The sequence below is a fragment of the Serratia sp. CY40230 genome (assembly GCF_052168835.1).
GTDB classification, from domain to species: Bacteria; Pseudomonadota; Gammaproteobacteria; order Enterobacterales; family Enterobacteriaceae; genus Serratia; species Serratia nematodiphila.
This window is the reverse complement of sequence record NZ_JBJNLX010000001.1, coordinates 435,517-461,192: the sequence shown is the minus strand read 5'-3', so window position 1 is coordinate 461,192 and position 25,676 is coordinate 435,517. Positions and strand designations below refer to the sequence as shown.

At 57.0% G+C, this 25,676-nt stretch carries 34 protein-coding genes and 1 riboswitch; of the genes, 16 read left to right on the top strand and 18 right to left on the bottom strand.

Annotated features, from left to right (window positions below; all coding sequences use genetic code 11):
• Positions 1 to 74 precede the first annotated feature (74 nt).
• Positions 75 to 299, bottom strand: a complete 225-nt coding sequence (locus ACJ8IJ_RS02195) for a biofilm development regulator YmgB/AriR family protein (protein WP_004934572.1) — start codon at positions 297 to 299, stop codon at positions 75 to 77.
• Positions 300 to 422: 123 nt separating this feature from the next.
• Positions 423 to 614, bottom strand: coding sequence for a YebW family protein (locus tag ACJ8IJ_RS02190; protein ID WP_004934567.1), 192 nt, complete (start codon positions 612 to 614; stop codon positions 423 to 425).
• Between the two features lie 228 nt (positions 615 to 842).
• Here ACJ8IJ_RS02190 and lysM point away from each other — a divergent pair, with 228 nt between their 5' ends.
• From lysM to ACJ8IJ_RS02165, 5 genes are all read left to right on the top strand, one after another.
• Positions 843 to 1,289, top strand: a complete 447-nt coding sequence (gene lysM / locus ACJ8IJ_RS02185; protein ID WP_015378169.1) for a peptidoglycan-binding protein LysM — start codon at positions 843 to 845, stop codon at positions 1,287 to 1,289.
• A 265-nt stretch (positions 1,290 to 1,554) separates the two neighbouring features.
• Positions 1,555 to 1,710 carry a hypothetical protein gene (locus ACJ8IJ_RS02180; RefSeq protein ID WP_004934560.1) on the top strand — a complete coding sequence of 52 codons (156 nt, stop codon included), beginning with the start codon at positions 1,555 to 1,557 and terminating at the stop codon, positions 1,708 to 1,710.
• A 23-nt stretch (positions 1,711 to 1,733) separates the two neighbouring features.
• Positions 1,734 to 1,898 carry a hypothetical protein gene (locus ACJ8IJ_RS02175; RefSeq protein ID WP_004934557.1) on the top strand — a complete coding sequence of 55 codons (165 nt, stop codon included), beginning with the start codon at positions 1,734 to 1,736 and terminating at the stop codon, positions 1,896 to 1,898.
• A 104-nt stretch (positions 1,899 to 2,002) separates the two neighbouring features.
• On the top strand, positions 2,003 to 2,944 hold the full coding sequence (locus ACJ8IJ_RS02170) for a pirin family protein (RefSeq protein ID WP_286093370.1): 942 nt from the start codon (positions 2,003 to 2,005) through the stop codon (positions 2,942 to 2,944).
• A 427-nt stretch (positions 2,945 to 3,371) separates the two neighbouring features.
• The gene (locus tag ACJ8IJ_RS02165; protein ID WP_044031053.1) at positions 3,372 to 3,725 is read left to right on the top strand and encodes a DUF1304 domain-containing protein; all 354 of its coding nucleotides are present in this window, start codon (positions 3,372 to 3,374) and stop codon (positions 3,723 to 3,725) included.
• Between the two features lie 21 nt (positions 3,726 to 3,746).
• Here ACJ8IJ_RS02165 and ACJ8IJ_RS02160 read toward each other — a convergent pair whose 3' ends face one another.
• Positions 3,747 to 4,133: a helix-turn-helix domain-containing protein gene (locus ACJ8IJ_RS02160; RefSeq protein ID WP_004927697.1), complete on the bottom strand. Its 387-nt coding sequence runs from the start codon at positions 4,131 to 4,133 to the stop codon at positions 3,747 to 3,749.
• A gap of 445 nt (positions 4,134 to 4,578) precedes the next feature.
• On the bottom strand, positions 4,579 to 4,791 hold the full coding sequence (locus tag ACJ8IJ_RS02155; protein ID WP_004927694.1) for a YccJ family protein: 213 nt from the start codon (positions 4,789 to 4,791) through the stop codon (positions 4,579 to 4,581).
• A 184-nt stretch (positions 4,792 to 4,975) separates the two neighbouring features.
• On the opposite strand from ACJ8IJ_RS02155, the gene ACJ8IJ_RS02150 reads away from it, so the two are divergent.
• Positions 4,976 to 5,215, top strand: coding sequence for a DUF2766 family protein (locus tag ACJ8IJ_RS02150; RefSeq protein ID WP_004927692.1), 240 nt, complete (start codon positions 4,976 to 4,978; stop codon positions 5,213 to 5,215).
• 40 nt (positions 5,216 to 5,255) lie between these two features.
• Here the strand turns inward: ACJ8IJ_RS02150 and ACJ8IJ_RS02145 are convergent, their stop codons facing one another.
• Complete coding sequence (locus ACJ8IJ_RS02145; RefSeq protein WP_004927690.1) at positions 5,256 to 5,489, bottom strand: YobH family protein; 234 nt, start codon at positions 5,487 to 5,489, stop codon at positions 5,256 to 5,258.
• A 161-nt stretch (positions 5,490 to 5,650) separates the two neighbouring features.
• Here ACJ8IJ_RS02145 and ACJ8IJ_RS02140 point away from each other — a divergent pair, with 161 nt between their 5' ends.
• Complete coding sequence (locus ACJ8IJ_RS02140) at positions 5,651 to 5,809, top strand: PhoP/PhoQ regulator MgrB (RefSeq protein ID WP_004927688.1); 159 nt, start codon at positions 5,651 to 5,653, stop codon at positions 5,807 to 5,809.
• 81 nt (positions 5,810 to 5,890) lie between these two features.
• Positions 5,891 to 6,166: a YebO family protein gene (locus ACJ8IJ_RS02135; RefSeq protein WP_033640075.1), complete on the top strand. Its 276-nt coding sequence runs from the start codon at positions 5,891 to 5,893 to the stop codon at positions 6,164 to 6,166.
• 39 nt (positions 6,167 to 6,205) lie between these two features.
• Here ACJ8IJ_RS02135 and fos read toward each other — a convergent pair whose 3' ends face one another.
• The gene (gene fos, locus ACJ8IJ_RS02130) at positions 6,206 to 6,613 is read right to left on the bottom strand and encodes a fosfomycin resistance glutathione transferase (RefSeq protein ID WP_049186231.1); all 408 of its coding nucleotides are present in this window, start codon (positions 6,611 to 6,613) and stop codon (positions 6,206 to 6,208) included.
• A 170-nt stretch (positions 6,614 to 6,783) separates the two neighbouring features.
• Here fos and ACJ8IJ_RS02125 point away from each other — a divergent pair, with 170 nt between their 5' ends.
• The 3 genes from ACJ8IJ_RS02125 to ACJ8IJ_RS02115 all read left to right on the top strand — a co-directional run bounded on the left by ACJ8IJ_RS02125 (position 6,784) and on the right by ACJ8IJ_RS02115 (position 8,934).
• On the top strand, positions 6,784 to 7,086 hold the full coding sequence (locus tag ACJ8IJ_RS02125; RefSeq protein WP_004927682.1) for a phage protein NinX family protein: 303 nt from the start codon (positions 6,784 to 6,786) through the stop codon (positions 7,084 to 7,086).
• 74 nt (positions 7,087 to 7,160) lie between these two features.
• Positions 7,161 to 7,397 (top strand): DUF4060 family protein, encoded by a 237-nt coding sequence (locus ACJ8IJ_RS02120; protein ID WP_004927680.1) that lies wholly within the window; start codon positions 7,161 to 7,163, stop codon positions 7,395 to 7,397.
• A gap of 175 nt (positions 7,398 to 7,572) precedes the next feature.
• Positions 7,573 to 8,934, top strand: coding sequence for an amino acid permease (locus ACJ8IJ_RS02115; protein WP_004927677.1), 1,362 nt, complete (start codon positions 7,573 to 7,575; stop codon positions 8,932 to 8,934).
• 46 nt (positions 8,935 to 8,980) lie between these two features.
• Here ACJ8IJ_RS02115 and ACJ8IJ_RS02110 read toward each other — a convergent pair whose 3' ends face one another.
• Positions 8,981 to 9,268, bottom strand: coding sequence for a hypothetical protein (locus ACJ8IJ_RS02110; protein WP_442518221.1), 288 nt, complete (start codon positions 9,266 to 9,268; stop codon positions 8,981 to 8,983).
• Between the two features lie 219 nt (positions 9,269 to 9,487).
• Between ACJ8IJ_RS02110 and ACJ8IJ_RS02105 the strand changes: the two genes are divergently transcribed.
• Positions 9,488 to 10,522, top strand: coding sequence for an MBL fold metallo-hydrolase (locus ACJ8IJ_RS02105; RefSeq protein ID WP_442518220.1), 1,035 nt, complete (start codon positions 9,488 to 9,490; stop codon positions 10,520 to 10,522).
• A gap of 84 nt (positions 10,523 to 10,606) precedes the next feature.
• Here the strand turns inward: ACJ8IJ_RS02105 and ACJ8IJ_RS02100 are convergent, their stop codons facing one another.
• Entirely contained in the window at positions 10,607 to 10,897 is a 291-nt protein-coding gene (locus ACJ8IJ_RS02100) for a hypothetical protein (RefSeq protein ID WP_152733810.1), read from the bottom strand.
• 306 nt (positions 10,898 to 11,203) lie between these two features.
• On the opposite strand from ACJ8IJ_RS02100, the gene ACJ8IJ_RS02095 reads away from it, so the two are divergent.
• Together ACJ8IJ_RS02095 and cspE are read left to right on the top strand one after the other, a co-directional pair.
• Positions 11,204 to 11,320 carry a DUF2627 domain-containing protein gene (locus ACJ8IJ_RS02095; protein ID WP_002211058.1) on the top strand — a complete coding sequence of 39 codons (117 nt, stop codon included), beginning with the start codon at positions 11,204 to 11,206 and terminating at the stop codon, positions 11,318 to 11,320.
• A gap of 41 nt (positions 11,321 to 11,361) precedes the next feature.
• On the top strand, positions 11,362 to 11,571 hold the full coding sequence (cspE, locus tag ACJ8IJ_RS02090) for a transcription antiterminator/RNA stability regulator CspE (protein WP_002221949.1): 210 nt from the start codon (positions 11,362 to 11,364) through the stop codon (positions 11,569 to 11,571).
• A 52-nt stretch (positions 11,572 to 11,623) separates the two neighbouring features.
• Here cspE and pgeF read toward each other — a convergent pair whose 3' ends face one another.
• On the bottom strand, positions 11,624 to 12,340 hold the full coding sequence (pgeF, locus tag ACJ8IJ_RS02085; RefSeq protein ID WP_442518219.1) for a peptidoglycan editing factor PgeF: 717 nt from the start codon (positions 12,338 to 12,340) through the stop codon (positions 11,624 to 11,626).
• Positions 12,341 to 12,501: 161 nt separating this feature from the next.
• On the opposite strand from pgeF, the gene rlmA reads away from it, so the two are divergent.
• Positions 12,502 to 13,320 carry a 23S rRNA (guanine(745)-N(1))-methyltransferase gene (gene rlmA / locus ACJ8IJ_RS02080; RefSeq protein ID WP_164122456.1) on the top strand — a complete coding sequence of 273 codons (819 nt, stop codon included), beginning with the start codon at positions 12,502 to 12,504 and terminating at the stop codon, positions 13,318 to 13,320.
• A 64-nt stretch (positions 13,321 to 13,384) separates the two neighbouring features.
• Here the strand turns inward: rlmA and mntP are convergent, their stop codons facing one another.
• From mntP to manX, 5 genes are all read right to left on the bottom strand, one after another.
• Positions 13,385 to 13,954, bottom strand: coding sequence for a manganese efflux pump MntP (gene mntP / locus ACJ8IJ_RS02075; protein ID WP_004927615.1), 570 nt, complete (start codon positions 13,952 to 13,954; stop codon positions 13,385 to 13,387).
• An 11-nt stretch (positions 13,955 to 13,965) separates the two neighbouring features.
• Positions 13,966 to 14,149, bottom strand: a riboswitch (yybP-ykoY riboswitch).
• 218 nt (positions 14,150 to 14,367) lie between these two features.
• Positions 14,368 to 14,826: a DUF986 family protein gene (locus ACJ8IJ_RS02070; RefSeq protein WP_004927610.1), complete on the bottom strand. Its 459-nt coding sequence runs from the start codon at positions 14,824 to 14,826 to the stop codon at positions 14,368 to 14,370.
• Positions 14,827 to 14,880: 54 nt separating this feature from the next.
• A complete protein-coding gene (locus ACJ8IJ_RS02065) occupies positions 14,881 to 15,723 on the bottom strand; it encodes a PTS mannose transporter subunit IID (protein ID WP_015378157.1) in 843 nt (280 codons plus the stop codon).
• Positions 15,724 to 15,738: 15 nt separating this feature from the next.
• The gene (locus ACJ8IJ_RS02060) at positions 15,739 to 16,539 is read right to left on the bottom strand and encodes a PTS mannose/fructose/sorbose transporter subunit IIC (protein ID WP_015378156.1); all 801 of its coding nucleotides are present in this window, start codon (positions 16,537 to 16,539) and stop codon (positions 15,739 to 15,741) included.
• Between the two features lie 56 nt (positions 16,540 to 16,595).
• Positions 16,596 to 17,555 carry a PTS mannose transporter subunit IIAB gene (manX, locus tag ACJ8IJ_RS02055; RefSeq protein WP_004927601.1) on the bottom strand — a complete coding sequence of 320 codons (960 nt, stop codon included), beginning with the start codon at positions 17,553 to 17,555 and terminating at the stop codon, positions 16,596 to 16,598.
• Positions 17,556 to 18,117: 562 nt separating this feature from the next.
• Between manX and ACJ8IJ_RS02050 the strand changes: the two genes are divergently transcribed.
• Entirely contained in the window at positions 18,118 to 19,662 is a 1,545-nt protein-coding gene (locus ACJ8IJ_RS02050) for a TerC family protein (RefSeq protein ID WP_044031058.1), read from the top strand.
• Between the two features lie 16 nt (positions 19,663 to 19,678).
• Here the strand turns inward: ACJ8IJ_RS02050 and ACJ8IJ_RS02045 are convergent, their stop codons facing one another.
• The 4 genes from ACJ8IJ_RS02045 to pabB form a co-directional block, all read right to left on the bottom strand.
• Positions 19,679 to 21,265, bottom strand: coding sequence for an EAL domain-containing protein (locus ACJ8IJ_RS02045; protein WP_442518218.1), 1,587 nt, complete (start codon positions 21,263 to 21,265; stop codon positions 19,679 to 19,681).
• Positions 21,266 to 21,533: 268 nt separating this feature from the next.
• Complete coding sequence (sdaA, locus tag ACJ8IJ_RS02040; RefSeq protein ID WP_004927589.1) at positions 21,534 to 22,898, bottom strand: L-serine ammonia-lyase; 1,365 nt, start codon at positions 22,896 to 22,898, stop codon at positions 21,534 to 21,536.
• A gap of 446 nt (positions 22,899 to 23,344) precedes the next feature.
• Positions 23,345 to 23,923: a CoA pyrophosphatase gene (locus ACJ8IJ_RS02035; protein ID WP_004927587.1), complete on the bottom strand. Its 579-nt coding sequence runs from the start codon at positions 23,921 to 23,923 to the stop codon at positions 23,345 to 23,347.
• On the bottom strand, positions 23,920 to 25,293 hold the full coding sequence (gene pabB / locus ACJ8IJ_RS02030; protein ID WP_442518217.1) for an aminodeoxychorismate synthase component 1: 1,374 nt from the start codon (positions 25,291 to 25,293) through the stop codon (positions 23,920 to 23,922). Before pabB ends, ACJ8IJ_RS02035 begins: the two co-directional genes overlap by 4 nt.
• Between the last annotated feature and the right edge of the window lie 383 nt (positions 25,294 to 25,676).

Here is a 25,676-nt window from a genome sequence, read left to right as displayed (position 1 = left end):
TTTCATTACCTTCATCCTGTGTCGGGATTGGTAATCAGGCAGGGCGCAAGCCCTGCCTTTGTTTTATCGGGATCTCAGCCTTTGGGCGCCAGCCCGACCAGTTCAATGGCGGAACGCAGTGCGACGAAACGTTGCTGATCCTGCTCACGCTCTATTTCGTCCACCAGCTGTGAAAGAATATTGCCGCCGGATACCTTTTTATGTTTTTGGATTAACTGCAACACTGCGTCGCCTAACGCCAGGCTGACGTCGCGCAGCAGAGTTTCATATTGCTCGTTGGAATGAGCCGATGCTGGCATGACCTTTCTCTGTCTCTCTCTTCTTCGGGAGCCGCAATTTAGCAAAACAGCGGCCTTATGCCTCAGAGGAAGACGAAGTTTCCGATGAAATCAGAAATTCCTCAGCATTGCGCGGGGAGCAGGTTAAAAATCCGAATATTCGCTGGCTGGCAACCAGAAGCCGTCGATAAACTCTTCCATGGGATAACAGCCGGCGTGTCGCAAGTTCTGTTCCTTCATCGCGACCAGGCATTGCGGCTCGTCGCGCAATATATCGACCACCATTTCACTGCAGCCGCCATCCAGATAACAGACAAACATCACCAATGCGTACATCGTCGCACGCCTCCTTCGTCGAGTTGCCTTGTCTGCAACAGTGTAGGTAGAAAAGCGCGATTTTTCAGCATCATTGCACGATTAATCGCCATGGAAACGCCGCTGACGACACTTTCGGAATACTCTACCCGTTTCTGACGCCGTGAGCGGATGGCATATCCTTTTGTCGATGCTAAGCTTAACAAGCCTTACTTAAACGCATTACTGCAACCATCAAAAGGAGTGAATATGGGCTTGTTTAACTTCGTCAAAGAAGCGGGCGAAAAACTGTGGGATACAGTCACCGGCAATGCCTCCGCCGAAGATCAAAGCGCCAAACTCAAGGAGCATCTCGATAAGAGCGGCCTGCCGGGCACCGACAAAGTGAATGTGCAGGTGGTCGATGGTAAAGCCGTAGTGACCGGCGACGCCGTCAGCCAGGAGTTAAAAGAGAAGATCCTGGTGGCTATCGGCAACGTGGCGGGTATCAGCGGTGTGGAAGACAAGGTGGCGGTAGCGCAATCCGACGCCGAGAGCCGCTTCTATACCGTGAAGAAGGGCGATACGCTGAGCGCGATCTCGAAAGAGATGTACGGCAACGCCAATCTGTACAACAAGATTTTCGAAGCCAACAAGCCGATGCTGTCGAGCCCGGACAAGATTTATCCGGGGCAGGTGTTGCGTATCCCGCAATAACGCGTCGGTCTACCCTGGCCCGGTCACGTACCGGGCTTTTTTTTGCCCTCTGCAATCGGCGTCTCTTATTTCCTTGCGCTCTCCATGCCAGTTACATCTCCCCTGTGTACTTGCTCGCTCGCCGGCAGGCGCGGTGTTGACCCTGATGGGGAAAATTGATAGCGTCATGCCCCGGTTGAGGCCGGAGCGACCAAGTCAGCGACGTTGGCGCCTTATTCTGAGGGGACGTTTTGCCCCGTCAAACAGCAATGCAGCAGTTGAACGAGTGAAAACCGATTTAGTGAAACAAGAGCGTAACGCCTCAACGGATAAAAATTATCGAGAAACCTTGGGTGATGCGCAATTTGCGATCGTCGTGTTGGCGGTGGCGTCCTGCTCACTGATTATCTTTACGCTGGCGGTCACGCTGTGGGTGACCTGACGCGATTAACTAGGGGAGATAAAATGGAGCCTAATCTCCATGATGAAACCAAACTGCTGGCGATCATCGGCCTGTTGGTGTCCGTGCTGCTGGTGGTATCAATTCTCTTTGGCGTGACCTATTTCTCCGATCTCAGGCACGCGCATGACGATATAGACATCAAGAGCTGCTATATCAAAGCCCCCTGAACCGCGCGAACGTGCCTGCACGTCGCCGCTCTGCGGGGGAGCTTCCTGTGTTAAGCTTGGGCGGTTACCCTTGGCGAATCGGCGCCATTCAGGAGGTCTTTGCGATGAGTCAGCCACGTCCTACGCTCTCTTCACCTTCACGCGAGTGCCCCGTCGTTGACGGCGTGCGCCAGATACAACGTATTGCCGTGCGTAACGCCGAAGTGGGGGGTATTCCGATCAACCGCGCGTTGCCAACCCGGGAGCGGCGCACCGTCGGCGCCTGGTGTTTTCTCGATCACGCCGGGCCGACGGTATTCAACGGCACTTCGCCCGGCATGGATGTGGGGCCGCATCCGCACACCGGGCTGCAAACGTTCACCTGGATGATAGAAGGTGAGGTGCTGCACCGAGACAGCCTCGGCAGTGAGCAGGTGATTCGCCCGGGTCAGGTTAACCTGATGACCGCAGGGCACGGCATTGCGCATACGGAACAGTCGGTGGGTGAGCAACGGCGATTGCATGCTGCGCAATTATGGATCGCGCTGCCGGCCGAACATGCCGACATGGCACCACGCTTCGATCATTATCCTGACTTGCCGCAGTGGCAGAATAATGGCGTGAATCATCGTTTGTTGGTTGGGGAATTTGGCGCTTATTGTTCACCGGTGTTCACTCTTTCGCCATTAATCGCCATTGATCTGGAATGGGAAGAAGCGGCAAGAATCGAATTGCCGTTGCGCGATGATTATGAAATCGGCTTTTTGCCCCTTATTGGTGCATTTGAACTTAATGGTGAAACCTTTTCACCTGATGAATTCGCCTATTTGGGCATAAAGAATAACTCTATTGGGTTAAATGCACGGAAGGGGAGCCGGGGATTACTCATCGGTGGGGCACCATTAAACGAAGAGATCCTTATCTGGTGGAATTTCGTTGGCCATACCAAGGCTGAAATTACTCGGGCTCAGCATGATTGGGAACAAGGCGCGCCGCGTTTCCCGCCGGTTAGCGGTTATTCTGGTGATCGCATGACCGCACCGCGCCTGCCCTGGAACGATGTTTGATAGCGTTAGGATATAATCGCCGCGATTATTTGGCTTATTTCGCTCTAATAAGGCGTAATTAATGTGATCGCGGCTCCAGCTTTACGACAATATAAGGTTTCTCGGCGGAAAAGTGATCTGGCGCATATAACGACAGTGAGAAGAAGTTTAGGATAATCCTCAGGAAGTCAGGTTGTCTCCCGTTAGTCAGATGTCAGTGAGGTCATTATGAGCCAGGTACTTTATCGTGCAAGATTGTCCCATGTCGTGGTTGCCACGGCGCTGTTTTGGGTCTCTGTCGCGGCATTGTTGGTCGCCGTATTAAACTAACCTCAAAAAATGACTCCTGCATAAACCCGCTTCGGCGGGTTTTTTTATCTCCGCCGATGGGGAGGTGAGCGAAGGCGTTTATAATTGATGGCATCTTCAATAAACGACTGGAACCATCATGAAGTTCTTTGCCGATATTTTGCTGCTGCTCATCGCAGCGCTCCATCTTTATATCCTGGTGCTGGAAATGTTCCTGTGGCGTACGCCCCTCGGCAGGCGCGCATTCGGCACAACGGCGGAGTTCGCCGCAGCCACGCGAGTGTTGGCCGCCAATCAGGGGTTGTACAACGGCTTTCTGGCGTTGGGGTTGGTATGGAGCTACTGGCGTGGGGATATGGCACTGCAGCTGTTCTTTCTCGGGTGTGTGCTGGCGGCCGGGGTGTTCGGCGGGTTGAGCGCCAGCCGCAAAATTCTGTGGGTGCAGGCGCTGCCGGCCGCGATCGCGATGCTGGCGGTCTGGGGGGCGCGTTAACCCGCCGATTTGCGGCGGGCTTCAGGCGGATTTTTGGTGAATGACGTGCAACGGCGGATCGATGTGCAGATCAACGCTCAAATCCTGGCGGAAATCATAGGGTGTGATATTAAAACGCTTTCTGAACATGTAGGTGAAGTGGGACTGTGAACCGAAGCCAAAGTCCAGGGCGATGTCGAAGATCGACGCTTCACTGCTGCGCAGTTGATAGACCGCGCCGGCCAGACGGCGTTCGCGAATGTATTTACCGAGCGAAATCCCTGTCGCTTCTTTGAACAGCTTCTGCATGTGCCACAGCGAGTAGCCGGAGTACTCGGCCAGCTCTTCGAGATGGATCACTCGTCCGAGGTGAGTTTCGACCCATTTGCTGAGGGCGCAGACCAACGAGAGGTGGTGTTCTTGTATCATCAGTGCGTCAGTGTGAGACCTACATAGCGGTGAAGTATACACAACTTGCCGCCGTCGACAAAAATGCCGCCGGTGACGGGGGCAATTATTCGGAAAAACCGTTTGACCGCCGCTTGTCAGCCGAAAGGAAAAACGGCTAATCTGAGACTGTCGCCGCCGCGGTGGGGGACGCAAAGAAAGCCGCAGCAAGAACCGCCAAAACAGAGTCAGCCGTAACAACTCAACGTTGATGGGGTGATCGCATGTTAATGACAGTGATTATTACTCTGGTTGTAATCGTGGGCGTCGGCGCTTTTATGGCGACGCCGGTGATGAGCATGAAGAATGCGGAAGGTGTGGGAGGTGAAGAACCGTGAGAGCAAGAAGACATGCACGCCGCTGAGCGGGGCGAGCGCTAATCGGGAAAGCCTGGGTCAGAAACCCGGGCTTTTTGTTGCGTAACCGCTCAAACGTTTTTCCGCTCGACGGTTTCCTCTCCCCAATAAAGCTGGTCGGCGGTGGTTTTGGCAAAGGCCTTTTCCAACGCCTCATCACTGCCTTCTTCCCAGATTTTCTGCGCCAACACTTCATCGTTCCCTGCCAGCTCAAAAATGGCTTCGGCGATTTCCACCGAAGTTTCACGCACTGTCGCCCAGGATTTCACATTGTGATTCGCCATAACTTTCTCCTGTTGGTTGTGGCTTGCGGGTGGTTTTTACCACCGCCATGCAGCAAGTATAGGCCAATCCGCCGCAGGCTTTTGCCCGCCGGTGCGCAGAATGGGGAAAAAGACGGGGAGTGCGGGCAATGGCGCGGACGCCATGCTATTCTGTGCGGCGTTTGAATCAAGAAGGAAATTTATTATGTCTGACATGCTGAGCAACGAGCAGGAACTGGCTTCTGATCTGGTCGCTTGCCAACTGGTCATCAAACAGATTCTGGACGTTATCGACGTGATTGCGCCGACCGAAGTGCGCGACAAGATGGCGGGTCAGCTCAAAAGCATCGATTTCTCCACGCATCCTGCCGGCGCCGATCCGGTGACCCGCCGAGCGATTGACAAGGCGATTGCGCTGATCGAGATGAAGTTTACCCGCAACTGAGGCGGGGCCGCCGCAAAGCGGCGGCGTCGGGCGGTGGCGGTTAATCCACCACCGTTTCGATTTTCTTGAACAGCGGGCAGTCGGCTACGCCGATGAAACCGTTGTCGCCATTCACGTACTGGGCGATCGCCACGTTGCGCGCCGTCAGGTATTTGCACTGCAACCCCAACCCGCCAACGTTTTTGTTGCTGCCGATCAGCACGCCGTAGCCCGAGATCAAAAAGCCGCCGTAAATGACCGCCAACACCAATACCCACTTAATCAATTTGCTCATCGTATTTCCTCGTTATCCCTGAGGGTTCATCTAGCCACGGCGCCTATGCGAGGGCAAGGGTAACAGTCTGAAAACCGGGCGATAGCCAGAAATCTAAACGGAAAGTTAAACTTCGTTTAACTTCGCTGTGATAACATGCGCGATAGATTACCAAGATAACAATGAGGCTGCTAAATTTGTTGCGAAAAAAAATCCTCGTGATAATGACGGCCGTCGCTGCCTGCCTGTTTTTCTACCTGCTGGCGCTGGACAGCTATTGCGACGATGGTGGAAATTTTGCGTTGGGCATCTGTTCGGTGACCCGCTTCGTGCCCTGGTAAGCAATTTTTGGCAGGGATGTTCGCACGGCCGCCGCGAGTGTTAAGATGGCGGCCTGAATTTCGCAGTAGATAGGGTTGTCCATGTACGATTTAGGTTTTGGCCAGAACGGCCTGTTGTCGCTGGCCCTCGCCGCCGTGGCGTTGCTGGCCGGGCTGTGGGTCTGGTTCCTGGTGAATCGCGCCAGCGTGCGCGCCAATGAGCAGATTCGCCTGCTGCAGGAGATTGCCGAGCAACAACGCCAGCAAACGGCGCTGTTGAAGCGTATGGCGCACCGCGCCGGCGCAGACGGCGCCGCTGCTGCTGACGACGATCTCAACCCCGCGCTGGATTTCAAAGGTTTCATCCCCGAACGTTGAGCATGATGCCCCGGCCGACGGCAGCGTCGCCGGGGCGCCTCAGTAAAACACCATGCCCTGATACGGCTTTTCCCGGCATGCCGCCAGGCGGCTGGCCAAATCGCCGGCATGGATCTCCAATTGATGCCCATCGGGATCGAGAAAATAGAGTGATTCGCCTTCGCTGCGATTGCTTTTCCACTCTTCGACGCCGGCCTGGCGCAACCGCTCGCTGACCTGCTCAATGTGTTCCGGCGCGACGCTGAAGGCGTAATGGGTGTAATCGCGCTCGCGTTGTTGCATGCGCGCTTCATCCAACGACAGGCATAGCCACAACGGCCCTAACGACAGATAGGCGCCGCCTTGCCAGCGGGCGTGCGGGATAAATCCCAACAGATGCCGATAAAAATCGAAGCTGCGATCGAGATTGCTGACGGCGAGCGTCAGATGGTTAAGGCCGGTCAACATGCATGCGTACTCCGGGCGCTGAACAGGGAGAAAAGTTTACGCAGACGCTAAGGAAAGATAAAGGGCACAAAGCATTAGTAGAGATAATGTGAAAACCGGCGGCGCTGTCATAAAACTGTCGTACAGACATCGTAATGTAGCGCGAATCTTACGAACGATGGATGAAGCCGATGATTAAATGGTACGAAGAAAGCGATGCCGAAGTGAACCGCAGCATTGCGCTGCTGACCGGAGAGAACCCGGACAAGTGGTATCCCTACGGTGGTGTGAAAGGTAAAGATTACTGCAAGAATCCCTCCGATGCCTGGCCGATCATTTGCGCCAACAAAATCAGTCTGAACCCCGACAACCAAAGCGACAGCCCGCAGTGGCAGGCGCGCATGAGCACTCAGGGCGGTGAATGGCAGGCGGACAGCGCCAGCCCGCTGCGCGCGGCGATGATCTGCTTCCTGATGAGCCGACAGGCTAACTGAGTCGAACAATACCGGTGATTGGTAAGAGTTTCTCCTTTTTCTAATAACAGAGCTGTCGTTGGCGGAGGCTGTTTATGAAGCGCATTATCAAAGGTGATAAAAACTTGTCTCATCTGGTGATTGCCCATGCGGCGATCGATCGTCATGCCGAAAGCTTCGGCCAGCGCCGTCAGGGCTGGCCCTCGACCTACCTGATAAAATATCAAAACGATCGCGTGGCGGTGGAAGTGGTCACGCGCAGCCAATCTTATGTCGCCACGCTGATGATCGGCGCGCGCAATCTGACCAAACTGTGCGGTATGCCTGGCTAAACGCTGCCGTTATCCGCTTTCTCGCGGTAAAAAAATCGCGCTCCGGCCTGCCGTCTCGGGGCGCTTCTCCTTGATGCTCACGGGGTTAAGTGTTAAAAAGCCGCCCGCAGATACATTTATTGATTGGTGAAATCTTGGCCGATAGCGGCAAGGGTATACGCCATATGAGGATAAGATGGGCGGTCAGCATCAGGATACTCCGCTAAAACGCGGTTTAAAAAACAGACACATACAGCTTATTGCCCTCGGGGGCGCCATCGGTACCGGTTTATTTCTCGGCATTGCGCAAACCATTAAAATGGCCGGCCCCGCCGTGCTGCTGGGCTACGCCATCGGCGGTTTTATCGCGTTTTTAATCATGCGCCAGCTGGGTGAAATGGTGGTGGAGGAGCCGGTCGCCGGCTCTTTCAGTCACTTTGCCTATAAATACTGGGGCGATTTCGCCGGCTTCCTTTCTGGCTGGAACTACTGGGCAATGTTCATTCTGGTCGGCATGGCGGAATTGACCGCCGTCGGCATCTACATTCAGTACTGGTGGCCGGAGATCCCCACCTGGGCCTCCGCCGCGCTGTTTTTCGTGCTGATCAACCTGATTAACCTGGTGAATGTGCGCCTCTACGGCGAAACCGAATTCTGGTTCGCCATCATCAAGGTAGTGGCGATTGTCGGCATGATCGTCTTCGGCGCCTGGCTGTTGGCCAGCGGTAACGGCGGGCCGCAGGCCAGCATCACCAATCTCTGGCAGCAGGGCGGCTTTATGCCGCACGGCTTCTCCGGGCTGGTGATGGCGATGGCGGTGATCATGTTCTCGTTCGGCGGGCTGGAGATGGTCGGCATCACCGCGGCGGAAGCCGCCGATCCGCGCCGCAGCATTCCCAAAGCCACCAATCAGGTGGTGTACCGCATCCTGATCTTCTATATCGGCTCGCTGACCGTGCTGCTTTCGCTCTATCCGTGGGGGCAAGTGGTGGAGGGCGGCAGCCCGTTCGTGCTGATCTTCCATGCGCTGAACAGCAATTTGGTGGCAACGGTGCTCAACGTAGTGGTATTGACCGCCGCGCTGTCGGTTTACAACAGCGGCGTTTATGCCAACAGCCGCATGCTGTTCGGGCTGGCCAGCCAGGGCAATGCGCCGCAGGTGCTGACGCGCGTGAATAAACGCGGCGTGCCGGTGCTGTCCATCGCGCTGTCGGCGTTGATTACTTCGATCGGCGTGCTGATCAACTACCTGATGCCCGGCAAGGCGTTTGAGCTGCTGATGGCGCTGGTGGTGTCAACATTGGTGATCAACTGGGTGATGATCTGCCTGGCGCACCTGAAGTTCCGTGCCGCCAAGAACCGCCAGGGCGTCATCCCCAGCTTTAAGGCGCTGTGGTATCCGTTCGGCAACTACCTGTGCCTGGCGTTCCTCGGCCTGATTCTGGTGATCATGTATTTCAGCGAAGGGATCCGCATTTCGGTGCTGCTGATGCCGGTATGGGTTGCGGTGCTGTGGTGCGGGTTCATGCTGACGCGCCGTAAAGGCGCCAAGCGTTAATCTGCGTGCTGCGGAGGCGTATTGCCCGCCTCCGCTTCTTTTCTCGTTAGCCGCGCGGCATAAAGGCGCGGTCCTCACCGTGACCCCGCCCCAGCAGTTTCCGGCACAGCAGCAGGGTGCTGATGACGTCGATGGCGACTACGCTGAGCATCAGCAGAGTCAGCATGAAGAACCCAAGCAGCGAACCGCCCAGCAGTACCAACGGTGCAGGTACGCGCAGCCGGCGCAGCTTCATGGCGAAATACATTTTCCAGTATTGCTTCTGCGCCAGCAGCGCGCTGCGAATACGACGCCCCAGGCCGATGCCTGATTTGCGGGATGTAGAACGACTCATAACTTCTCCTTTTCTGTATGCCCTACAAGTCAATCACAAAGATCTTAAGAGAGTCTTAACGGGCTCTTGGCGGCCCTGGCTTTCCACCGGAGTGAGACAACAGCATACGGCAAAAGGTCCCGAGATGCAGCGCACGGCTGACAAAGTGCGAGCTTCATCGGGTTTGTTACACTGAAAGTCATGCCCGTGCAGGGCGCTGTGGTCGGGAGAAAAGGCAGGATGAAAAGAATCAACCGTTATTACGACGCGGCCAAGGCGCATCATACGCCGGAGGGATTTCGCAACCTGGAACCTTCGCGGCGTCAGGAGGGCGATCTTCGGCGTTGGCAAGATGAACGCAAGCGGCAGGGGCTGCCCAGGCCGCCGCAGCTGGGTTACGCGCAATTTACCCAGCGCTGGTGGCAACCTGCCGATCTCAGTGGCAGCGACGACAGCGTCTGGTGGTTGGGGCATGCCTCGATGCTATTGCGATTGAGTGGCCGCTATATCCTGATCGATCCGGTATTGTCCGAACGTGCATCGCCGCTGAGCTTTTACGGCCCAAAGCGCAGAACGCCGCCGCCGTTGACGGTGGGGCAACTGCCGGCGGTGGATGTGGTGCTGATCTCTCATAACCATTATGACCACCTCGACAGGCGTACGGTGCGGCAATTGGCGCGGCGTTTCCCACAGGCCGAGTTCATCGTGCCGTTGGGGTTGAAGCGCTGGTTTCGCCGCTACCGGCTGAAGGTGCATGAACTGGACTGGTGGCAGAGCCTGTCACTGGGTGAGCTGACGGTCTATGCCACGCCGGCGCGGCACTGGAGCATGCGCACGCTGTGGGATCGCAATCGCTCGCTGTGGTGCGGGTGGGTGATCCACCATCCGGCGCTACGGTTTTATTTTTCCGGCGACAGCGGTTATTCGGAACGGCTGGCGGAGATCGGTCAACGGCTGGGGCCGTTCGACGTGGCTGCGCTGCCGATCGGCGCCTATGCGCCGCGCTGGTTTATGCAGGAGCAGCATATGGATCCGCAGCAGTCGGTGGCGCTGTATCGCGAGCTGAATCAGCCGCGAGCCATTCCCATCCATTGGGGAGTATTCGAACTGGCGGATGAATCGCTGGACGAACCGCCGCAGCAGCTGAACCTGGCCCTGAGCGAGGCGGGGTTGGAGCAGCATCAATTCCTCCCGCTGAAGATTGGCGAGCGCATCGCGTTGCAGGGCTCATCGCCTGCGTTACCTAATCACCCGGCGGCGCAGCGGGATGAATAAAGTCAATGGTTTGAAAGCGCAGCTGTAATTAGCAGAATTGATAAGTGCGGGTGGTGATTCAAATAACCCCCGTGTTTTCAGGATTTAATTCAACGTTGAACTTTCGTTATTGATAAGATTATTCCGGCTATTGAGGTTAATGACATTCGGATTATTTATGATGAAATCGCAGGCAGCGGAAGATGTGCCGGCGCTTTGCATGCTTATGCATCCGTTGTGCAGGGCTGAGACGTTGCCGCCGACCCGTGCGCCGTTCTCGCCCGCGCCGTTTGGCGGCAGGGCGGAAAGCCGATGATGAATGGGCTTTCCGGCGGTAAATGGTCGGAGGAGCGATGAATAAATTGGCCCCCGTTCATCGATATTCAGATGTTGCATATCACATTCCATAAAGATTCAAATTTTTTAACGCTATAAGCGGTAAAAAAGCGGAAATGATGAGACGCAAAGGCGTCAAGACGATGAAAGTTTTGTTAAAACTCCAGCAGAATGCGGGGTCTGGCGCAGTGATTTTGGCAAGCAGAAAATAGCCGATGCTTCAACATCTTTTGGCCTATTTAAGCAAATGTTGCGCTCGACCGTTTCAAATATGTGCGACATGTCGTTCAGTGATTAAAAATGGCTTGCCATCGCATACAGAGTATGTGATAACGCATCTGGGTAAAACGAGGTACAGTTCTGTATATGTGTGGCATTTTCAGTAAAGAAGTTCTGAGTAAAGACGTTAGCGTTGAATACCGCTTCTCTGCCGATCCTTATCTTAGTGCCTCAAGCAGTAACGACTCTAGTTTGTCTATGTAACGCCCTCGGGCGGTTTAAACAATCCAAAGGAAATACTCAAGATGGCAAAGATCAAAGGTCAAGTTAAGTGGTTCAACGAGTCTAAAGGTTTCGGTTTCATCACCCCGGCTGACGGCAGCAAAGACGTGTTCGTACACTTCTCTGCAATCCAGGGTAACGGCTTCAAAACCCTGGCTGAAGGCCAGAACGTTGAGTTCGAAATCCAAGATGGCCAGAAAGGCCCATCTGCAGTAAACGTTACTGCTATCTAATCAGCGTCAGCTGTACAAAAAGCCCGCCTTCGCGCGGGCTTTTTCGTTTCCGTCATCCGGCGGCGATGATGATGCCGGCGTACTGGTTGCGGCCTTTGATCCCCGGATGCGTCGGATCCTGCGCGCGCCGGTGGCTGTTGCGGCGATAGCTGGTGTATTTGAAGCGCTGCGGCCGCTGTGGGTCGACGTCCGGCGTGCAGATGGTGCAACTGCCGGCGCGGTCAACGGCGGCGAAGCCGAGCGCCGCCAGCTTGTATTCGGCAATTGCGGCCAAATCGAGATGCCGGTAATGCGGGCTGATCAGCGTGGCGGGCAGCGGCAGGCGCTGTTTAAAACTCTCCACCAGCGCTTCATCGACTTCGTAGCAGCACGGGCCGGCGGCAGGGCCGATGGAGGCGACCCAATCGGCGGTGTCGCCGTCCTGGCGAATGCGTGCTGCCATCTGTTCCAGAATGCCGTCCAGCAGCCCGCGCCAGCCGGCGTGTACCGCAGCGATGGCGCTGCCGTCACGGCGGCTGAACAGCACCGGCAAACAGTCCGCCGTCAGTACGCTGAGCAGAATGCCGGGCTGGCGAGTATAGAAACCATCGGCCTCGCCGCATGCCTGCGCCGGCTGCAGCACATCGACGATGCGGGTACCGTGCACCTGTTTTTTTTCCGGCAGCGTGGCGCTGTAGGGCAGCAGATGCCCGGGCAGCAGCGCGAGTTTGCTGCCGAAGCCGTGCTGAATGTGGGGCACCGCATCGAGCAGCGCGGAACGATCGCTCATAAGTTATGTTCACCTGCATGAGAAAACAGACTCTCAGTGTAGCCAGCTTTTTCCCCGCTTGGCCAGGTGTTGTTGGCGGCGAAAGCGAGCGGGGATGCGCCTTGCATCAAGCCGACGCCTTCTTTAGACTAGCCGCGCCCTGTCTTTCTGGAAGCCCATTCATGTCTTATCAATGCCCCCTGTGTCATCAACCGCTGCATTTTTCATCACAACACTGGCGTTGTGACGGCAATCATCAGTTCGATCAAGCCAAAGAAGGCTACGTGAATCTGCTGCCGGTGCAGCACAAACGATCGAAGCAGCCGGGAGACAGCGCGGAAATGATGCAGGCACGGCGCGCGTTTCTCGACGGTGGATATTATCAGCCGTTGCAAGCGCAGGTAGCTGAGTGGCTGGATTCGGCGCTGGCGGCCGATGCAGGCGCGTTATTGGACATAGGCTGCGGGGAAGGGTACTACACCGCCGCCGTGGCCGCACGGCTGGCACAGAAGCGCAATATGACGGTCTATGGGCTGGACGTCGCCAAGGTGGCGATCCGCTACGCTGCCAAACGTTATCCGGCGGTCTCGTTCTGCGTTGCCTCCAGTCACCGTTTGCCGTTCGCCGACGGGGCGCTGGATGCGGTCTTGCGCATTTATGCGCCTTGCAAGGCGGAGGAGCTGGCGCGGGTAGTGAAGCCGGGCGGCGTGGTGCTGACGGTGTCGCCGGGCCCGCGTCATCTGTACCAGCTGAAAGAGCAGGTGTACCAGCAGGTGCAGCTGCATGCCGAACAGGATGAACAGTTCGACGGATTCGACTGCGAGCGCAAAGAGGCGCTGGCCTATACGATGACCCTACCGGGCGCGCAGGCCGCCAATCTGCTGCAGATGACGCCGTTCGCCTGGCGCGCTACGCCGGAGGTGCAACAGCGGTTGGCCGAAGGCGGCGAGTTTGTGTGCGAGACGGATTTCGTGTTGGCGTTGTACCGACGTCGCGCTTAAGGGGCCTTGAACTCAGAAACAAAAAAACCTGCCGCGGCAGGTTTTTTTTTGCAGTTCGGTCGCCTCAGGCCAGGTAGCCGAGGTGCTCCAGCAGGATGTTGACGCCGATGCCGATCAACACCACGCCGCCGAGAATTTCGGCGCGTTTGCCCAGCAGCGGGCCGATAAAGCGGCCGATCATCATGCCCAACGTTGCCATGATCATGGTGGCGCAGCCGATGGCCATTGCGGTGTGCACGATGTTCACCTGCAGGAAGGCCAGACCGACGCCGATCGCCATGGCGTCCAGGCTGGTCGCGATAGCGGTGGCCACCAATATCCAGAAGCCGTGGCGTTTGACCTTCTCTTCTTCGTCGGGCCTGTTGCGCACCCCTTCGACTATCATGCGCATGCCGAGAATGAACAGCAGCGAGAAGGCGACCCAGTGATCCCATTCCATGATGTATTGGCTGGCGAACAGGCCGATGGCCCAACCGATGAGCGGGGTGATTGCTTCGACCACACCGAAGATCAGGCCGGTGCGGATCGCTTCGCGGAAACGCGGCTGATGCAGACTGGCGCCTTTGCCGATAGAAGCGGCGAACGCATCCATGGACATGCCGAAAGCGAGAATAAGCGTTGCTGAAAGGTTCATGTGAAATAGCCTCGGCCGGGTGGCTCCATATACACGTAACCCACCCCCAACCAAACGACGGAGTTACGTGTCTATGGTCTCGCCAACCTTACCTGGCTGCCCGCACCACGTTTCATACGGCGAAACGAGTATGTTGATACGGGCGTTTCTGGCGTTTTATTCTCCAGAAACCGGCTACTCCCCAATGACGGCGCAACCATACCATATTATTTCCGGTACCGACAACTTTATTCTGGCGCGATTTTTGTTCTTAATTGAGACTCGTTTTCATTAATCTGAGTTCATGTGGGAATATAATGTAGACGCGGGTAACAATGTTGCAGAAATAATAGTCAGAAATGAAATGGCGCTGCCGATTAATTATCCACAGACAGCGCAAGGTTTGAGCGGGAATAAAATTAATTTCCCTTTATTTATTGATTATCAACGAAAAAATTGTATATCTTCTCCAGGTCATCCAGGTGCGTCACCTGAACCAACAGCCGGCGCTGCTCCAGGTCGATGGCCAGAATGCCGTCCTCCGATAAATTCATGGCTTTAATGCGGTTATATTCGACAAAAACATTGGCGAAGAAAAAACCGTGCGCTTTAAACACCATTTTGGGCGAGCGGATATAAGCAATATAGATGGCGAGCAGCGCCAAAGAAATAAGCAGATAAGTGGTTAATAGCGCGCCGTTGGCGGTGACGTTACGGTAAATCAGAATGGCGATCAGGCCGACGAAAATCAGGCTGTCGAGGCGGTTGCGGCGTTTGAGCGGCACTTTGAGCCGCGTTTTGCCTTTCAGCAGATCCATGCCGAATTCGTCGTACAGTGAATACAGCAACAGCAGGGCGATAAACAGCATCAGTACGGCGTCGGTCAGTGACATCTCTTGCTCCACACATAAAAAAGCCGGGGGTTGCCCCCCGGCCGTTTCGAACGATTACAGGCCCAGCAGGCCAATCCAATAGCCAAAGATACCGATGACGAAGAAGCCGATGATGATCCACAGCGCATTGACTTTTTTACGCAGCAGCCACATACAGGCGAAGGTCAACAGCAGCGGCACCAGGCCCGGCATCAGCTGGTCGAGGATGGTCTGCACCGTGGTGACGTTGGTATGTCCGGTCTGGTCGGTGATCTTGGACACCACCAGCGGGATATTCACGTGCGTCCACTTGTTGACCAACGCGCCCATGACAAACAGGCCGAGAATGGACGCCCCTTCCGTCAGTTTCTGCAGGAAGCCGCCGCCCATGTCGTTGACGATGTCCACCCCTTTACGGTAACCGTAGGCCACGCCGTAATAGCGGGTCAGCAGGCGCACCAGGTTGAACAGCACGAAGAACAGGATCGGTCCGAGCAGGCTGCCGCTCATGGCGATGCCCGCCCCAAGCGCGGCGAATACCGGCCGCACGGTGCCCCAGAAGATCGGGTCACCGACGCCCGCCAGCGGCCCCATCAAACCAACCTTGATGCCGTTGATTGCGGCGTCGTCGATCGGTGCGCCGTTGGCGCGTTGCTCTTCCATCGCCATGGTCACGCCGAGTACCGGTGCCGCCACGTAAGGGTGGGTGTTGAAGAACTCCAGGTGACGCTTGATCGCCTGTTTGCGATCGTCATTGTTTTCCGGATACAGGCGACGGATCACCGGCACCATCGAGAAGCAAAAACCCAGCGCCTGCATGCGTTCGAAGTTCCATGAACCCTGGAACAGGTTCGAACGCAGGAATACGCCGCGAATATCGGCCGGCGTGAGTTTCTTTTGAGCAGTTGTATCAACCATTTCTCTCACCTATTCCTAGTCGAGTTCGTTATCGAGATCGTTCGCGTTAGCCGGGCCGGCCTGGACAACCTGAGACTTGTTGTATTTCGGGCTGAGCTGGATATACAGCACGGCCATCACCACGCCGATGACGCCGAGCGCCACCAGGTTGAAGTTGGTGAAGGCGGCGGTAACGAAACCGAGATAGAAGAACGGCATCAGGTAGCCGGCGCGCATCATGTTAATCACCATCGCGTAACCGACCACCACGATCATGCCGCCGGCGATGTTCAGGCCGCTGGTGACCACTTCCGGGATCGAGTTGAGCAGGGCGTGCACCCCGGCGGTGCCCACCGAGATGGCGACGATGACCGCCGGGATGGCGATACGCATTGCCTGCAGCAGCAGGGCGCCGACATGGATCCAGCTGATGGCGCGCAGGCTGCCGCGCTCCGCCGCGCTGTCCGCCGCGTGCTGGAAGGCCACGGTGAGGGTTCGCACGATGATGGTTAACACCTGGCCGGCCGCCGCCAGCGGAATGGCCAGGGCGATACCGGCACCGACGCTTTGCCCACCGGCGATGACCAGGATGGTCGAGATGATGGACGCGAGGGCGGCATCCGGCGCGACCGCCGCACCGATGTTCATCCAGCCGAGGGCGATCATTTCCAGCGTACCGCCGATGATGATGCCGGTTTTCATATCGCCGAGAATGAAGCCGATCAGGGTACAGGCGACCAGCGGACGGTGGAACTGGAACTCGTCGAGGACGGAACCCATCCCGGCGATACAGGCAACGATAAATATCAGCACAATCTGAAGAGTGGTGATCTCCATTGCACTTCTCCTATGACCAAAAAAGCTCTGAGTAAAATAATCAGCGGCTGGCGCCACTAATTGAGTTTGTTAATCAGGTCCATCATTTTTAGCCGGCTGTCGGACGAGACCTTACGCACCTCCAGCTCGATACCGCGATCGTTCAGTTTCTTAAACGCTTCGATATCTTTTTCATCGACGGAAACGGCGTTGTTCACCTGGGTTTTCCCCTGGCGGAACGCCATGCCGCCGATATTGACAGATTGAATATCCACGCCGCCTTCCACCAGACGCCAGACGTCGGTCGGATTGGTAAACAGCAGCATCACGCGGTCGTTGGCGTATTTCGGGTTGTTCCACACGCGGATGGCCTTCGCCACGTCCACCACGTGGGCGGTGACGCCCGGCGGGGCGACCTGGGTCAGCAGAGTTTTGCGCACATGATCGGCGGCGACTTCATCGCTGACGACGATAATGCGGCTGACGTTGGTCTCTTTGGTCCAGCGGGTGGCGACCTGGCCGTGAATCAAGCGGTCATCGATGCGCGCCAGGCCGATTTTCATGTGGTCGTTCGGCCCCAGCGGCGCCTGAGGGGCAGCGGCTTTGGCGACGGGCGCCGCGGGTTTTGCGGGTTCTTCCTGCGGTTTTTTCAGCGCTTTCACGCCTTCTCGGCCGGTTTCCAACGCCAGCGCCACCAGTTCATCGAAAGCGGGGTTGTCGTCCCGCGCCATGAAGGTTTCCACCAGCATCGGGATGTTGACCCCGGTGACGACCTCATAGTTTTCTTTGTCGACCGCAATGCGGCTGGCGGCGTTGAACGGGCTGCCGCCCCAGGTATCCACCAGGAACAGCACGCCGCCGCTGGTATCCAACCCACTGATTTTTTCGTTGTACTTGACGATTAACGTTTCGGCATTCTCACCGGGAACGAAGTCTATAAAGGCGACGTTGTCCTGCTCGCCCAATAGCATCTCCGCCGTTTTCAGCAGTTGTTCCGCTGCAGCCCCGTGTGTGCCGATGATAATAGCTATTGCCACTCGCTACCTCCTCGTTGAACTCCAGGCGCGGCTTGTGTCGTTTCTCCGCGCCGTCTTGGCAGTCACTTCCGCGGTTCAGATACATTATGGTAGAAAAAAAGAAACGCACGCCTAACATTTCTCACGCAGTATCAAATGCCTGTGCGTGATACTTCACGAACGCGAGATTTATTTTAGTGAGTGAAAAAATATTTTTTGTGACGCTGCTCCGCTATTGAATGCTCGGAGAAATCTTAGCTGTCGCAGACGATATGGCGTGGCGTCACCCTAAACCGCCGTTGAAAAAGCCGCTTTGTCCCCCAGAAAAATCCTGATACAGTAATTTCCTCTTTCATCACTAAGGAGTGAAGGGCCTCAGCCCTCCCTATGGACTGTCACCGAAGTAACTGTTTTTCCAGGTTTCACCCGCCACCTGCTGGCGTTGCATATGCTGTTCGGCCCTTCGGCCATCTCCCGGTAATCCCATCCCGTCACTTTGCTATTGTCGACTGCGCCCATGCAGCGGCGGCATCGTCATGTCTGAGCGGCGTGCGCTCATTCCCACTTTTTTCTGGAGTCTGATATGGAATTTTTAATGGACCCCTCTATTTGGGCGGGGTTGCTTACGCTGGTGGTGCTGGAAATTGTGCTGGGCATCGACAACCTGGTATTCATCGCCATTTTGGCCGATAAGTTGCCGCCTAAGCAGCGCGATAAGGCGCGCATCATCGGCCTGTCGCTGGCATTGCTGATGCGTTTGGGCCTGCTGTCTGTTATCTCCTGGATGGTAACCCTGACCACGCCGCTGTTCAGCGTCGGCGATTTCAGCTTCTCCGGCCGCGATCTTATCCTGCTGTTCGGCGGGGTATTCCTGCTGTTCAAGGCCACCATGGAGCTGCATGAACGGCTGGAAGGGCAGACGCACCAGGATGGCGCCAACCGCGGTTACGCCAAGTTCTGGGCGGTGGTGGTGCAAATCGTGATCCTTGACGCGGTGTTCTCGCTCGATGCGGTGATCACCGCCGTGGGCATGGTGAACGATCTGCCGGTGATGATGGCGGCGGTGGTGATCGCGATGGCGGTGATGCTGCTGGCATCCAAGCCGTTGACCAACTTCGTCAACGCGCACCCGACCATTGTGGTGCTGTGCCTGAGCTTCCTGTTGATGATCGGTCTGAGCCTGATCGCCGAAGGCTTCGGCTTGCATATTCCTAAAGGCTATCTGTACGCCGCGATCGGCTTCTCGATCCTGATTGAATTGTTCAATCAGATCGCGCGTCGCAACTTTATCAAGCATCAGGCGCGTCGCCCGATGCGCGAGCGCACCGCGGAAGCGATCATGCGCCTGATGGGGCAGCAGCGCGCGCAGCAGGCGGACGATGCGGTGGCGTTGCCGAGGGATGAAACCTTTGCGGCGGAAGAGCGTTATATGATCAGCGGTGTGCTGACGCTGGCCTCGCGCTCATTGCGCAGCGTGATGACGCCGCGCACTGACATCTCCTGGGTCGACTGCGAGCGCTCCCGTGAGGAGGTGCGCGCACAGTTGCTGGATACGCCGCACAGCCTGTTCCCGGTGTGTCGCGACTCTGTGGATGAGATCGTCGGCGTGGTACGCGCCAAGGATCTGCTGGTGGCGCTGGAGCAAGGGGAAGATATCGCCGAGTTTGCCGCCCGCACGCCGCCGATCGTGGTGCCGGAAACCATGGATGTCATCAAGCTGCTGGCGGTGCTGCGCCGCGCCAAAGGGCGCCTGGTGGTGGTCACCAACGAGTTCGGCGTGGTGCAGGGGCTGGTGACGCCGCTGGATGTGCTGGAAGCGATTGCCGGCGAGTTCCCGGACGAAGATGAAACGCCGGACATCGTGGCGGAAGGCGACGGCTGGCTGGTCAAAGGCGGGACCGACCTGCACTCGCTGGAACAGGCGCTGGCCTGCGATGACCTGGTCAGCCCAACCGCAGACTACGCTACTCTGGCGGGGCTGCTGTTAGCCCACTACGGCCAGATGCCGGTGGTGGGGGACACCATTGAACTGAACCACCTGCGTTTCGATATCGTCGAGGTCTCCGACTATCGCATCGAGTTGGTGCGTGTCACCCGCGTCGTCTTCGACGAACCGGCGCATTCGTAACCCACCCGCCGGAGGCTCAGGTCTCCGGCGTATTCTCTTCTGTTTTCCTGACGCGCGATTCGTACTGCTGCAACCACAGCGGGAAAACGTGGATCGGCATCGGCTTGGCGAAATAATACCCCTGCAGGGCATTGACCTCACGCGAGCGCAGATAGTCGGCCTGTTCCGCCGTTTCTACCCCTTCAGCCACCAGCTTCAGCTTCAGGCGCTGCGCCAGCGTAATGATGGTATCGGTCACCGTGGCGTTGACCGCGTCGGTACCGATGGCCGCGGTAAACCCGCGGTCGATCTTTAACACGTCCGGGCTAAGGTTCTTCAGGTAGCTCAGCGAGCTGTGGCCGGTGCCGAAATCGTCGATGGCCAGCATGATCCCCATGTCTTTCAGCGTCCGGATCTGGTCATGCTGGATCGCCGACAGCGCGGTGCGCTCGGTCAGCTCCAGCATCAGTGACGGCATCGGATGCGCCGGCAGCCAAATCCGGCGGATATCGTCGATGATGTTGAGCGTTTTAAAGTGTTCGGCGGCGACGTTGATGCTGATGTAGAACGACGGTCGCGGCGGGAACAGCTGCAGATTTTCCGTCACGGTGTTCATCAGATAACGGGTCAGCGGAATGATCAGCTCATGCTGCTCGGCCAGCGGAATAAACACGTCGGGGGAGATCCACCCTTGCCGCTTCTTTTTCCAGCGCAGCAGCATCTCGACGCCGGCGCAGCGCCCGGTGTCGCTATGGATGATGGGCTGGCAATAGACGCGGAACTCGCGATGGGTGATGGCATGGCCGATGTGATAAGACAGGCTCATGCGGTTAGCGGTGAGCAGATAGACCACATAGGCGGCCAACAGGCTGATCAGCAGCGCCAGCGGGATATGGCGCGGCAGTGCGGAAAGCGCCAGCATGCCGATCTGCGGGCCGAACAGCGAAATCGAGAACGGGTATAGCGCAGAGCCGGCGGTGTAGCGCAGATCGTTGGTCAGGGTGTCACGGCTCAGGATTTCACGTCGGCCGTATTCCAGGCTGCTGTCAGCCACGTTCAGCACCACGCGCTGAACGTAAGGCTCCTGCGGCTCGAGTAAAAAGTTGGACAGCAGCTCGATATTAAACACGTGCAGCACGCCGCTGGTTTTATCGTGGGGGGATGGCGTCCACATCACCAGCGTGGGCAGGCCTTTGCTCACCGCCAGCGAGGGGCGCAGCGCCAGCCTGGCGTTGCTGTTGACGAAGGTCGGCATTACCGCGGCCAGCTGATAATGACGGGAACCAAACAGGCTGGAGCAGTAAATAATGCCGTTTTTTACCAGCAACATGGCGCGTAGCGCCTGATTCTGCGCGGCGCGAAAGCGCAGGGTCGACGAAACGTTCTCGCAGGGCTGGTCCAGCATGTCCATGCTGCGCTCCGCCTGCAGCTGAGCCGGCGTCAACAACTGGTTGAGCTTGCCGACGGTGCGGGTGGCCAATGTCTGTTGGCTCAGCTCGATACTTTTGACCTCTTGATAGTAACGGGTATACAGCGATACCAACAGAATAGCCGCGCCCACCGCTCCGGCCAGCAGCCAACGGTAATAACGATATCGGGACGCGGCGAGGTGGGTCATCAACATCCGGTAAATCCTTGTTCGGTAATCCAGCCCCGAGTCACGGTCAGGTCATAGATCCTTAAGTTGCGCTCGGCTAATTCTAGCCTGAGGTTATACAAGATTGATGGTAACTCAGTAAATTATTTCGATTTGGCAAAACAGAAGGTCAATTTGCAGGCTAACCGCCGGATCGATGAGAGAAATGCAGGATTTTTTCTGGTGACATTGTCACAGAATGCGGCTAATAAATTGATTACCCATAAAAAACCCCGCCGGGTGGCGGGGTTGTCTGTCAGTCGCATTGCACCTTGATTGCCAGGCCGCCGCGTGACGTTTCGCGGTACTTGGCGTTCATGTCTTTGCCGGTTTCGTACATGGTCTCGATCACCTTATCCAGCGAAACGCGCGGCTCGCTGGTGCGGCGCAGGGCCATGCGGGCGGCGTTGATCGCCTTGACCGAGGCGATGGCGTTGCGCTCGATGCACGGCACCTGCACCTGGCCGGCGACCGGGTCACAGGTCAGACCCAGGTTGTGTTCCATGCCGATTTCCGCCGCCACACAGACCTGCTCAGGGCTGCCGCCCAGCAGTTCGGCCAGACCGGCCGCCGCCATGGAGCAGGCAACGCCGACTTCACCCTGGCAACCGACTTCGGCGCCGGAAATGGAGGCGTTCATCTTGTACAGCGCACCGATCGCACCCGCCGCCATAAAGTAGCGGATGTAGATATCCGGGCTGACGGACTCGATGAAGTGATCGTAGTAAGCCAGCACCGCAGGCACGATGCCGCAGGCGCCGTTGGTCGGCGCGGTGACCACGCGGCCGCCGGCGGCGTTTTCTTCGTTAACCGCCAGCGCGAACATGTTGACCCAGTCGATCACGTTCATCGGATCGCTGGACAGTTTGTCCGACGCCACCAGCATGCGGCGCAGCGCGGAGGCACGGCGCGGTACGCGCAGCGGCCCCGGCAGTACGCCTTCGGTGTTCAGACCGCGGTCGATACAGGCGCGCATGGTTTGCCAGACGTTGCCGAAGTAGGTCTCGATCTCTTGCTTACTGTGCAGCGCCAGTTCGTTCTGCATCACCATGCCGGACAGCGACAGGCCGGTCTCGCGGCAGTGGTCGAGCATTTCGCGCGCGGAGTTGAACGGATATGGCATTTGCAGTTCTTGCTCGGCGGCCTTGCCGAAATTCTCCTCGTCGACGATGAAACCGCCGCCGATAGAGTAATAGGTCTTGCTGTACACTTCTTTATCGCCGGCGAAGGCGTGGATCTGCATGCCGTTTTCGTGCAGCGGCAGGTTGTCGCTGCGGAAGACCATGCCGCCGTCGCGTGGGAAATCGACTTCATGCAGGCCGTTGGCCAGCATCAGGCGTTGACGTTGTTCTACATCGCGAATAAAACCCGGAATGCTATCGATATCGACGGTGTCCGGCATGTTGCCGGCCAGGCCGAGAATGATGGCGATATCGGTATGGTGACCTTTGCCGGTCAATGAGAGTGAGCCGTAAACGTCTACGGCAACACGCGTGATAGAAGGCATCAGGCCTTTATTTACCAGATCGTCGACAAACTGTTTGCCGGCTTTCATCGGTCCAACCGTATGAGAGCTGGACGGGCCGATGCCGATCTTAAACATGTCGAAAACGCTAATCACGCTAAAACTCCTTAAAGAGACGTATTGTTATGGCTGCGGCGGTCAAAAACCGCGCAGGGAACAGCGATATTGTAAAAGGGCCGTGCGGGTTCGGCTGCCTTTTTCGCATGAAATTAAATAATCCGTGGTGTCGCTTTTTTTACTGATTACCCGGGGCGAACCCTTGTGCGGGGTATCCGCTTTCGCCCAAGCTCCATTAGCGGTAATCGCGCCAGCTTTCCGTGCTGAACGCCGCCGGCTTAATCCCTGTTTCTACAGTGGTTTATCTCGGACGGTGGTATTTTACAGGTATTTCGTAAGGTTTAAGAGAGGGTTTACAGTTTTTTTAAAACCATTCAAACGGAACGGTAGTTGAAAAAGCGATCAAATGAAGTGATAGCGATCGCTTTACCCGCCGCGGAGGCCGGCAACCGTGCCAGATTGCGAGTCAGATCACGTAATGCGGGCTAAATACTGACCTGTTGCGCCAGGCGCCGAATGATGGCGGCGGTCAGCCCCCAGATAAACTGGCTGTGATACCAGGAGAGGTAGATGCGGTGCGTATGGCCGGCGCGATGAATATCCAGCGGATAGTAACGCGACAGGGTCAGCGCTTCCCGCAGGGGCATCTCGAACACGTCCGCCACTTCGCCTTCATTGGCGTGGAACTGCACGTCCGGCGGGATGAGGCCGACGATAGGGGTAACCTGAAATCCGGTGCTGCTGTCGAGCGGCGCCATTTGGCCGAGGACAGTCACCGCTTGCGGCGGTATCGCCACTTCTTCCTGCGCTTCTCGCAGCGCCGTGACGATCGCCGATCCGTCTTCGGCGTCGGTTTTGCCGCCGGGGAAGGCCACTTGACCGGCATGTTTGCGCAGCGAGTCGGCACGGCGGGTCAACAGCAGCGTCGGCTCGGCGCGGCAGACGATCGGGATCAGCACCGCCGCCGGGCGCACATGGTGCGAAATCTGCGTCGCCTGCGGCAGCTGCAGTTGAAAACGGCTGATAAAGGCGTGCAGTGAGGCCGGTGAGTTCGATGGGATCACGACAGGGCATACTCCCCTAGCTGCGGCAAAATGCGGCCGACCTTGTCGAAGGTCTCCTGGTATTCCGCCTGCTCCTGGCTGTCCGCCACGATGCCGCCGCCGGCGGAGCAGTGGATGCGACCGTTTTCGGTGACGAGCGTGCGAATGGTGATATTGGTGTCCATGGTGCCGCAGGCGCTCAGGTAACCGATGCTGCCGCAATAGGCATTGCGGCGCTGCGGCTCCAACTCTTCGATGATTTCCATCGCGCGCACCTTGGGCGCGCCGGTGATCGAACCGCCGGGGAAGCAGGCACGCAGCAGTTCGACCGCCGAGGTATGGTTTGGCAGGGTCGCGGTGATGGTGCTCACCAGGTGATGCACGGCGGGGAACGGCTCCACGGCGAACAGTTCCGGCACCCGTACGCTGCCAGGTTGGGCGACGCGGCCGATATCGTTGCGCAGCAGATCGACGATCATCAGATTTTCAGCGCGATCCTTGGGTGAATCGGCCAAACGGCGAGCCTGCGCGGCGTCCTGTTCCGCGTCCGCCAGCCGCGGCAGCGTGCCCTTGATCGGGCGGGTTTGGATACGCTGCTGCTCCAGCCACAGGAAGCGCTCGGGAGAGACGCTCAGTACGCTGTTGTGCGGCAAGCGCAGGAAGGCCGAGAACGGCGCGCGGTTGCAGGCGCTCAGGCGGCAGAACGCCTGCCATTCATCCCCCTGATAGTCGGCGGAGAATCGTTGTGCCAGATTAATTTGGTAACAGTCACCGCTGCGCAGGTAGTGCTGAATACGTTGGAATTTCTCGCCGTATTGTCGCCGGCTCATATTGGCGCGCCAGTCGCTCAGCAGCGTGAAAGGGCGTTCTGTAGGTGCGGTTTGGCTATTGAGCCAGCGCCAGCGCTGCTCCACATCGCCATAGCTGAGCAGCGTCAGGGTTTGCAATTGGTGGTCGGCGATCGCTGCCCAGTCATAAATGCCCACTGCCATATCCGGCAAAGCGAGGTCGGCTTCGGCCAACTGCGGCAGGGTTTCCACCCGGCGCCCAAGATCGTAGCCGAACAGTCCCAGAGCTCCGCCCTGAAACGGCAGGTCCGGATTAAACGCCGGCTGCCAACCTTGCGCCGCCAGTTGCTGCTGCAGCAAGGAGAACGGATCTTCCTGCGACTGAATGGTGACGCCGTCACTTTCGATTTGCGTGTCGGCACCCTGAGTGGTGAGTGTCACGCGCGGTTGTGCGACCAGGATATCGAAGCGGTTGTGCGAATGGTCGGCAAAGCCCGAATGCAGCAGCATCGCCCAAGGCTGCGATGAAAGCGGGGCGAAAAGCGTCATCAGGGCACGGCGGCTGTAGGGCAAAGATTTTATGTTTGGGGCGGTTACGCTCATGAACGTCAATAAACCTGGCTGTGAGGACGGCGATATCTGGCGGCTAGTGTGCCATAGACGGCCACGTCATGCATGTTTTGCCATGCGCGACATGCAGCACAGTTCACATAAACGGCAGCTCAATAAACCTGAAATAAGGCATTTTTTGCGCCATTGATTATACTTCGATATGTTAAAAATTTAACGTCAAATGCACTGGAAGCCTATTCATCGAGGGCGCAATACCCGAGAAATATAAAAAAAGATTCGTTAATTTCATAAATTTATTATTTCTGCTTGTTATTAGAAGCGGGGGAGATGTTGCTATGCCCGATTTTAGCAACGTCGCCGCCCTTTGGAATTAATGGCTTAATTACTCAGCGCTTTTCTGGCGCGGGTTTGAG

Coding starts and splice junctions, on each gene's coding strand:
- ACJ8IJ_RS02140 (WP_004927688.1), top strand. CDS start 5,651: ATGAGGCTGCTAAATTTGTTGCGAAAAAAAATCCTCGTGATAATGACG.
- ACJ8IJ_RS02050 (WP_044031058.1), top strand. CDS start 18,118: ATGGAATTTTTAATGGACCCCTCTATTTGGGCGGGGTTGCTTACGCTG.
- ACJ8IJ_RS02105 (WP_442518220.1), top strand. CDS start 9,488: ATGAAAAGAATCAACCGTTATTACGACGCGGCCAAGGCGCATCATACG.
- ACJ8IJ_RS02065 (WP_015378157.1), bottom strand. CDS start 15,723: ATGGTTGATACAACTGCTCAAAAGAAACTCACGCCGGCCGATATTCGC.
- lysM (WP_015378169.1), top strand. CDS start 843: ATGGGCTTGTTTAACTTCGTCAAAGAAGCGGGCGAAAAACTGTGGGAT.
- cspE (WP_002221949.1), top strand. CDS start 11,362: ATGGCAAAGATCAAAGGTCAAGTTAAGTGGTTCAACGAGTCTAAAGGT.
- ACJ8IJ_RS02155 (WP_004927694.1), bottom strand. CDS start 4,791: ATGGCGAATCACAATGTGAAATCCTGGGCGACAGTGCGTGAAACTTCG.
- ACJ8IJ_RS02115 (WP_004927677.1), top strand. CDS start 7,573: ATGGGCGGTCAGCATCAGGATACTCCGCTAAAACGCGGTTTAAAAAAC.
- ACJ8IJ_RS02060 (WP_015378156.1), bottom strand. CDS start 16,539: ATGGAGATCACCACTCTTCAGATTGTGCTGATATTTATCGTTGCCTGT.
- ACJ8IJ_RS02190 (WP_004934567.1), bottom strand. CDS start 614: ATGTACGCATTGGTGATGTTTGTCTGTTATCTGGATGGCGGCTGCAGT.
- ACJ8IJ_RS02145 (WP_004927690.1), bottom strand. CDS start 5,489: ATGAGCAAATTGATTAAGTGGGTATTGGTGTTGGCGGTCATTTACGGC.
- ACJ8IJ_RS02120 (WP_004927680.1), top strand. CDS start 7,161: ATGAAGCGCATTATCAAAGGTGATAAAAACTTGTCTCATCTGGTGATT.
- ACJ8IJ_RS02175 (WP_004934557.1), top strand. CDS start 1,734: ATGGAGCCTAATCTCCATGATGAAACCAAACTGCTGGCGATCATCGGC.
- ACJ8IJ_RS02045 (WP_442518218.1), bottom strand. CDS start 21,265: ATGTTGATGACCCACCTCGCCGCGTCCCGATATCGTTATTACCGTTGG.
- ACJ8IJ_RS02095 (WP_002211058.1), top strand. CDS start 11,204: ATGTGTGGCATTTTCAGTAAAGAAGTTCTGAGTAAAGACGTTAGCGTT.
- pabB (WP_442518217.1), bottom strand. CDS start 25,293: ATGAGCGTAACCGCCCCAAACATAAAATCTTTGCCCTACAGCCGCCGT.
- ACJ8IJ_RS02165 (WP_044031053.1), top strand. CDS start 3,372: ATGAAGTTCTTTGCCGATATTTTGCTGCTGCTCATCGCAGCGCTCCAT.
- ACJ8IJ_RS02125 (WP_004927682.1), top strand. CDS start 6,784: ATGATTAAATGGTACGAAGAAAGCGATGCCGAAGTGAACCGCAGCATT.
- mntP (WP_004927615.1), bottom strand. CDS start 13,954: ATGAACCTTTCAGCAACGCTTATTCTCGCTTTCGGCATGTCCATGGAT.
- ACJ8IJ_RS02070 (WP_004927610.1), bottom strand. CDS start 14,826: ATGTCACTGACCGACGCCGTACTGATGCTGTTTATCGCCCTGCTGTTG.
- ACJ8IJ_RS02100 (WP_152733810.1), bottom strand. CDS start 10,897: ATGCAACATCTGAATATCGATGAACGGGGGCCAATTTATTCATCGCTC.
- ACJ8IJ_RS02150 (WP_004927692.1), top strand. CDS start 4,976: ATGTCTGACATGCTGAGCAACGAGCAGGAACTGGCTTCTGATCTGGTC.
- pgeF (WP_442518219.1), bottom strand. CDS start 12,340: ATGAGCGATCGTTCCGCGCTGCTCGATGCGGTGCCCCACATTCAGCAC.
- ACJ8IJ_RS02160 (WP_004927697.1), bottom strand. CDS start 4,133: ATGATACAAGAACACCACCTCTCGTTGGTCTGCGCCCTCAGCAAATGG.
- ACJ8IJ_RS02170 (WP_286093370.1), top strand. CDS start 2,003: ATGAGTCAGCCACGTCCTACGCTCTCTTCACCTTCACGCGAGTGCCCC.
- rlmA (WP_164122456.1), top strand. CDS start 12,502: ATGTCTTATCAATGCCCCCTGTGTCATCAACCGCTGCATTTTTCATCA.
- ACJ8IJ_RS02195 (WP_004934572.1), bottom strand. CDS start 299: ATGCCAGCATCGGCTCATTCCAACGAGCAATATGAAACTCTGCTGCGC.
- ACJ8IJ_RS02135 (WP_033640075.1), top strand. CDS start 5,891: ATGTACGATTTAGGTTTTGGCCAGAACGGCCTGTTGTCGCTGGCCCTC.
- fos (WP_049186231.1), bottom strand. CDS start 6,613: ATGTTGACCGGCCTTAACCATCTGACGCTCGCCGTCAGCAATCTCGAT.
- ACJ8IJ_RS02110 (WP_442518221.1), bottom strand. CDS start 9,268: ATGAGTCGTTCTACATCCCGCAAATCAGGCATCGGCCTGGGGCGTCGT.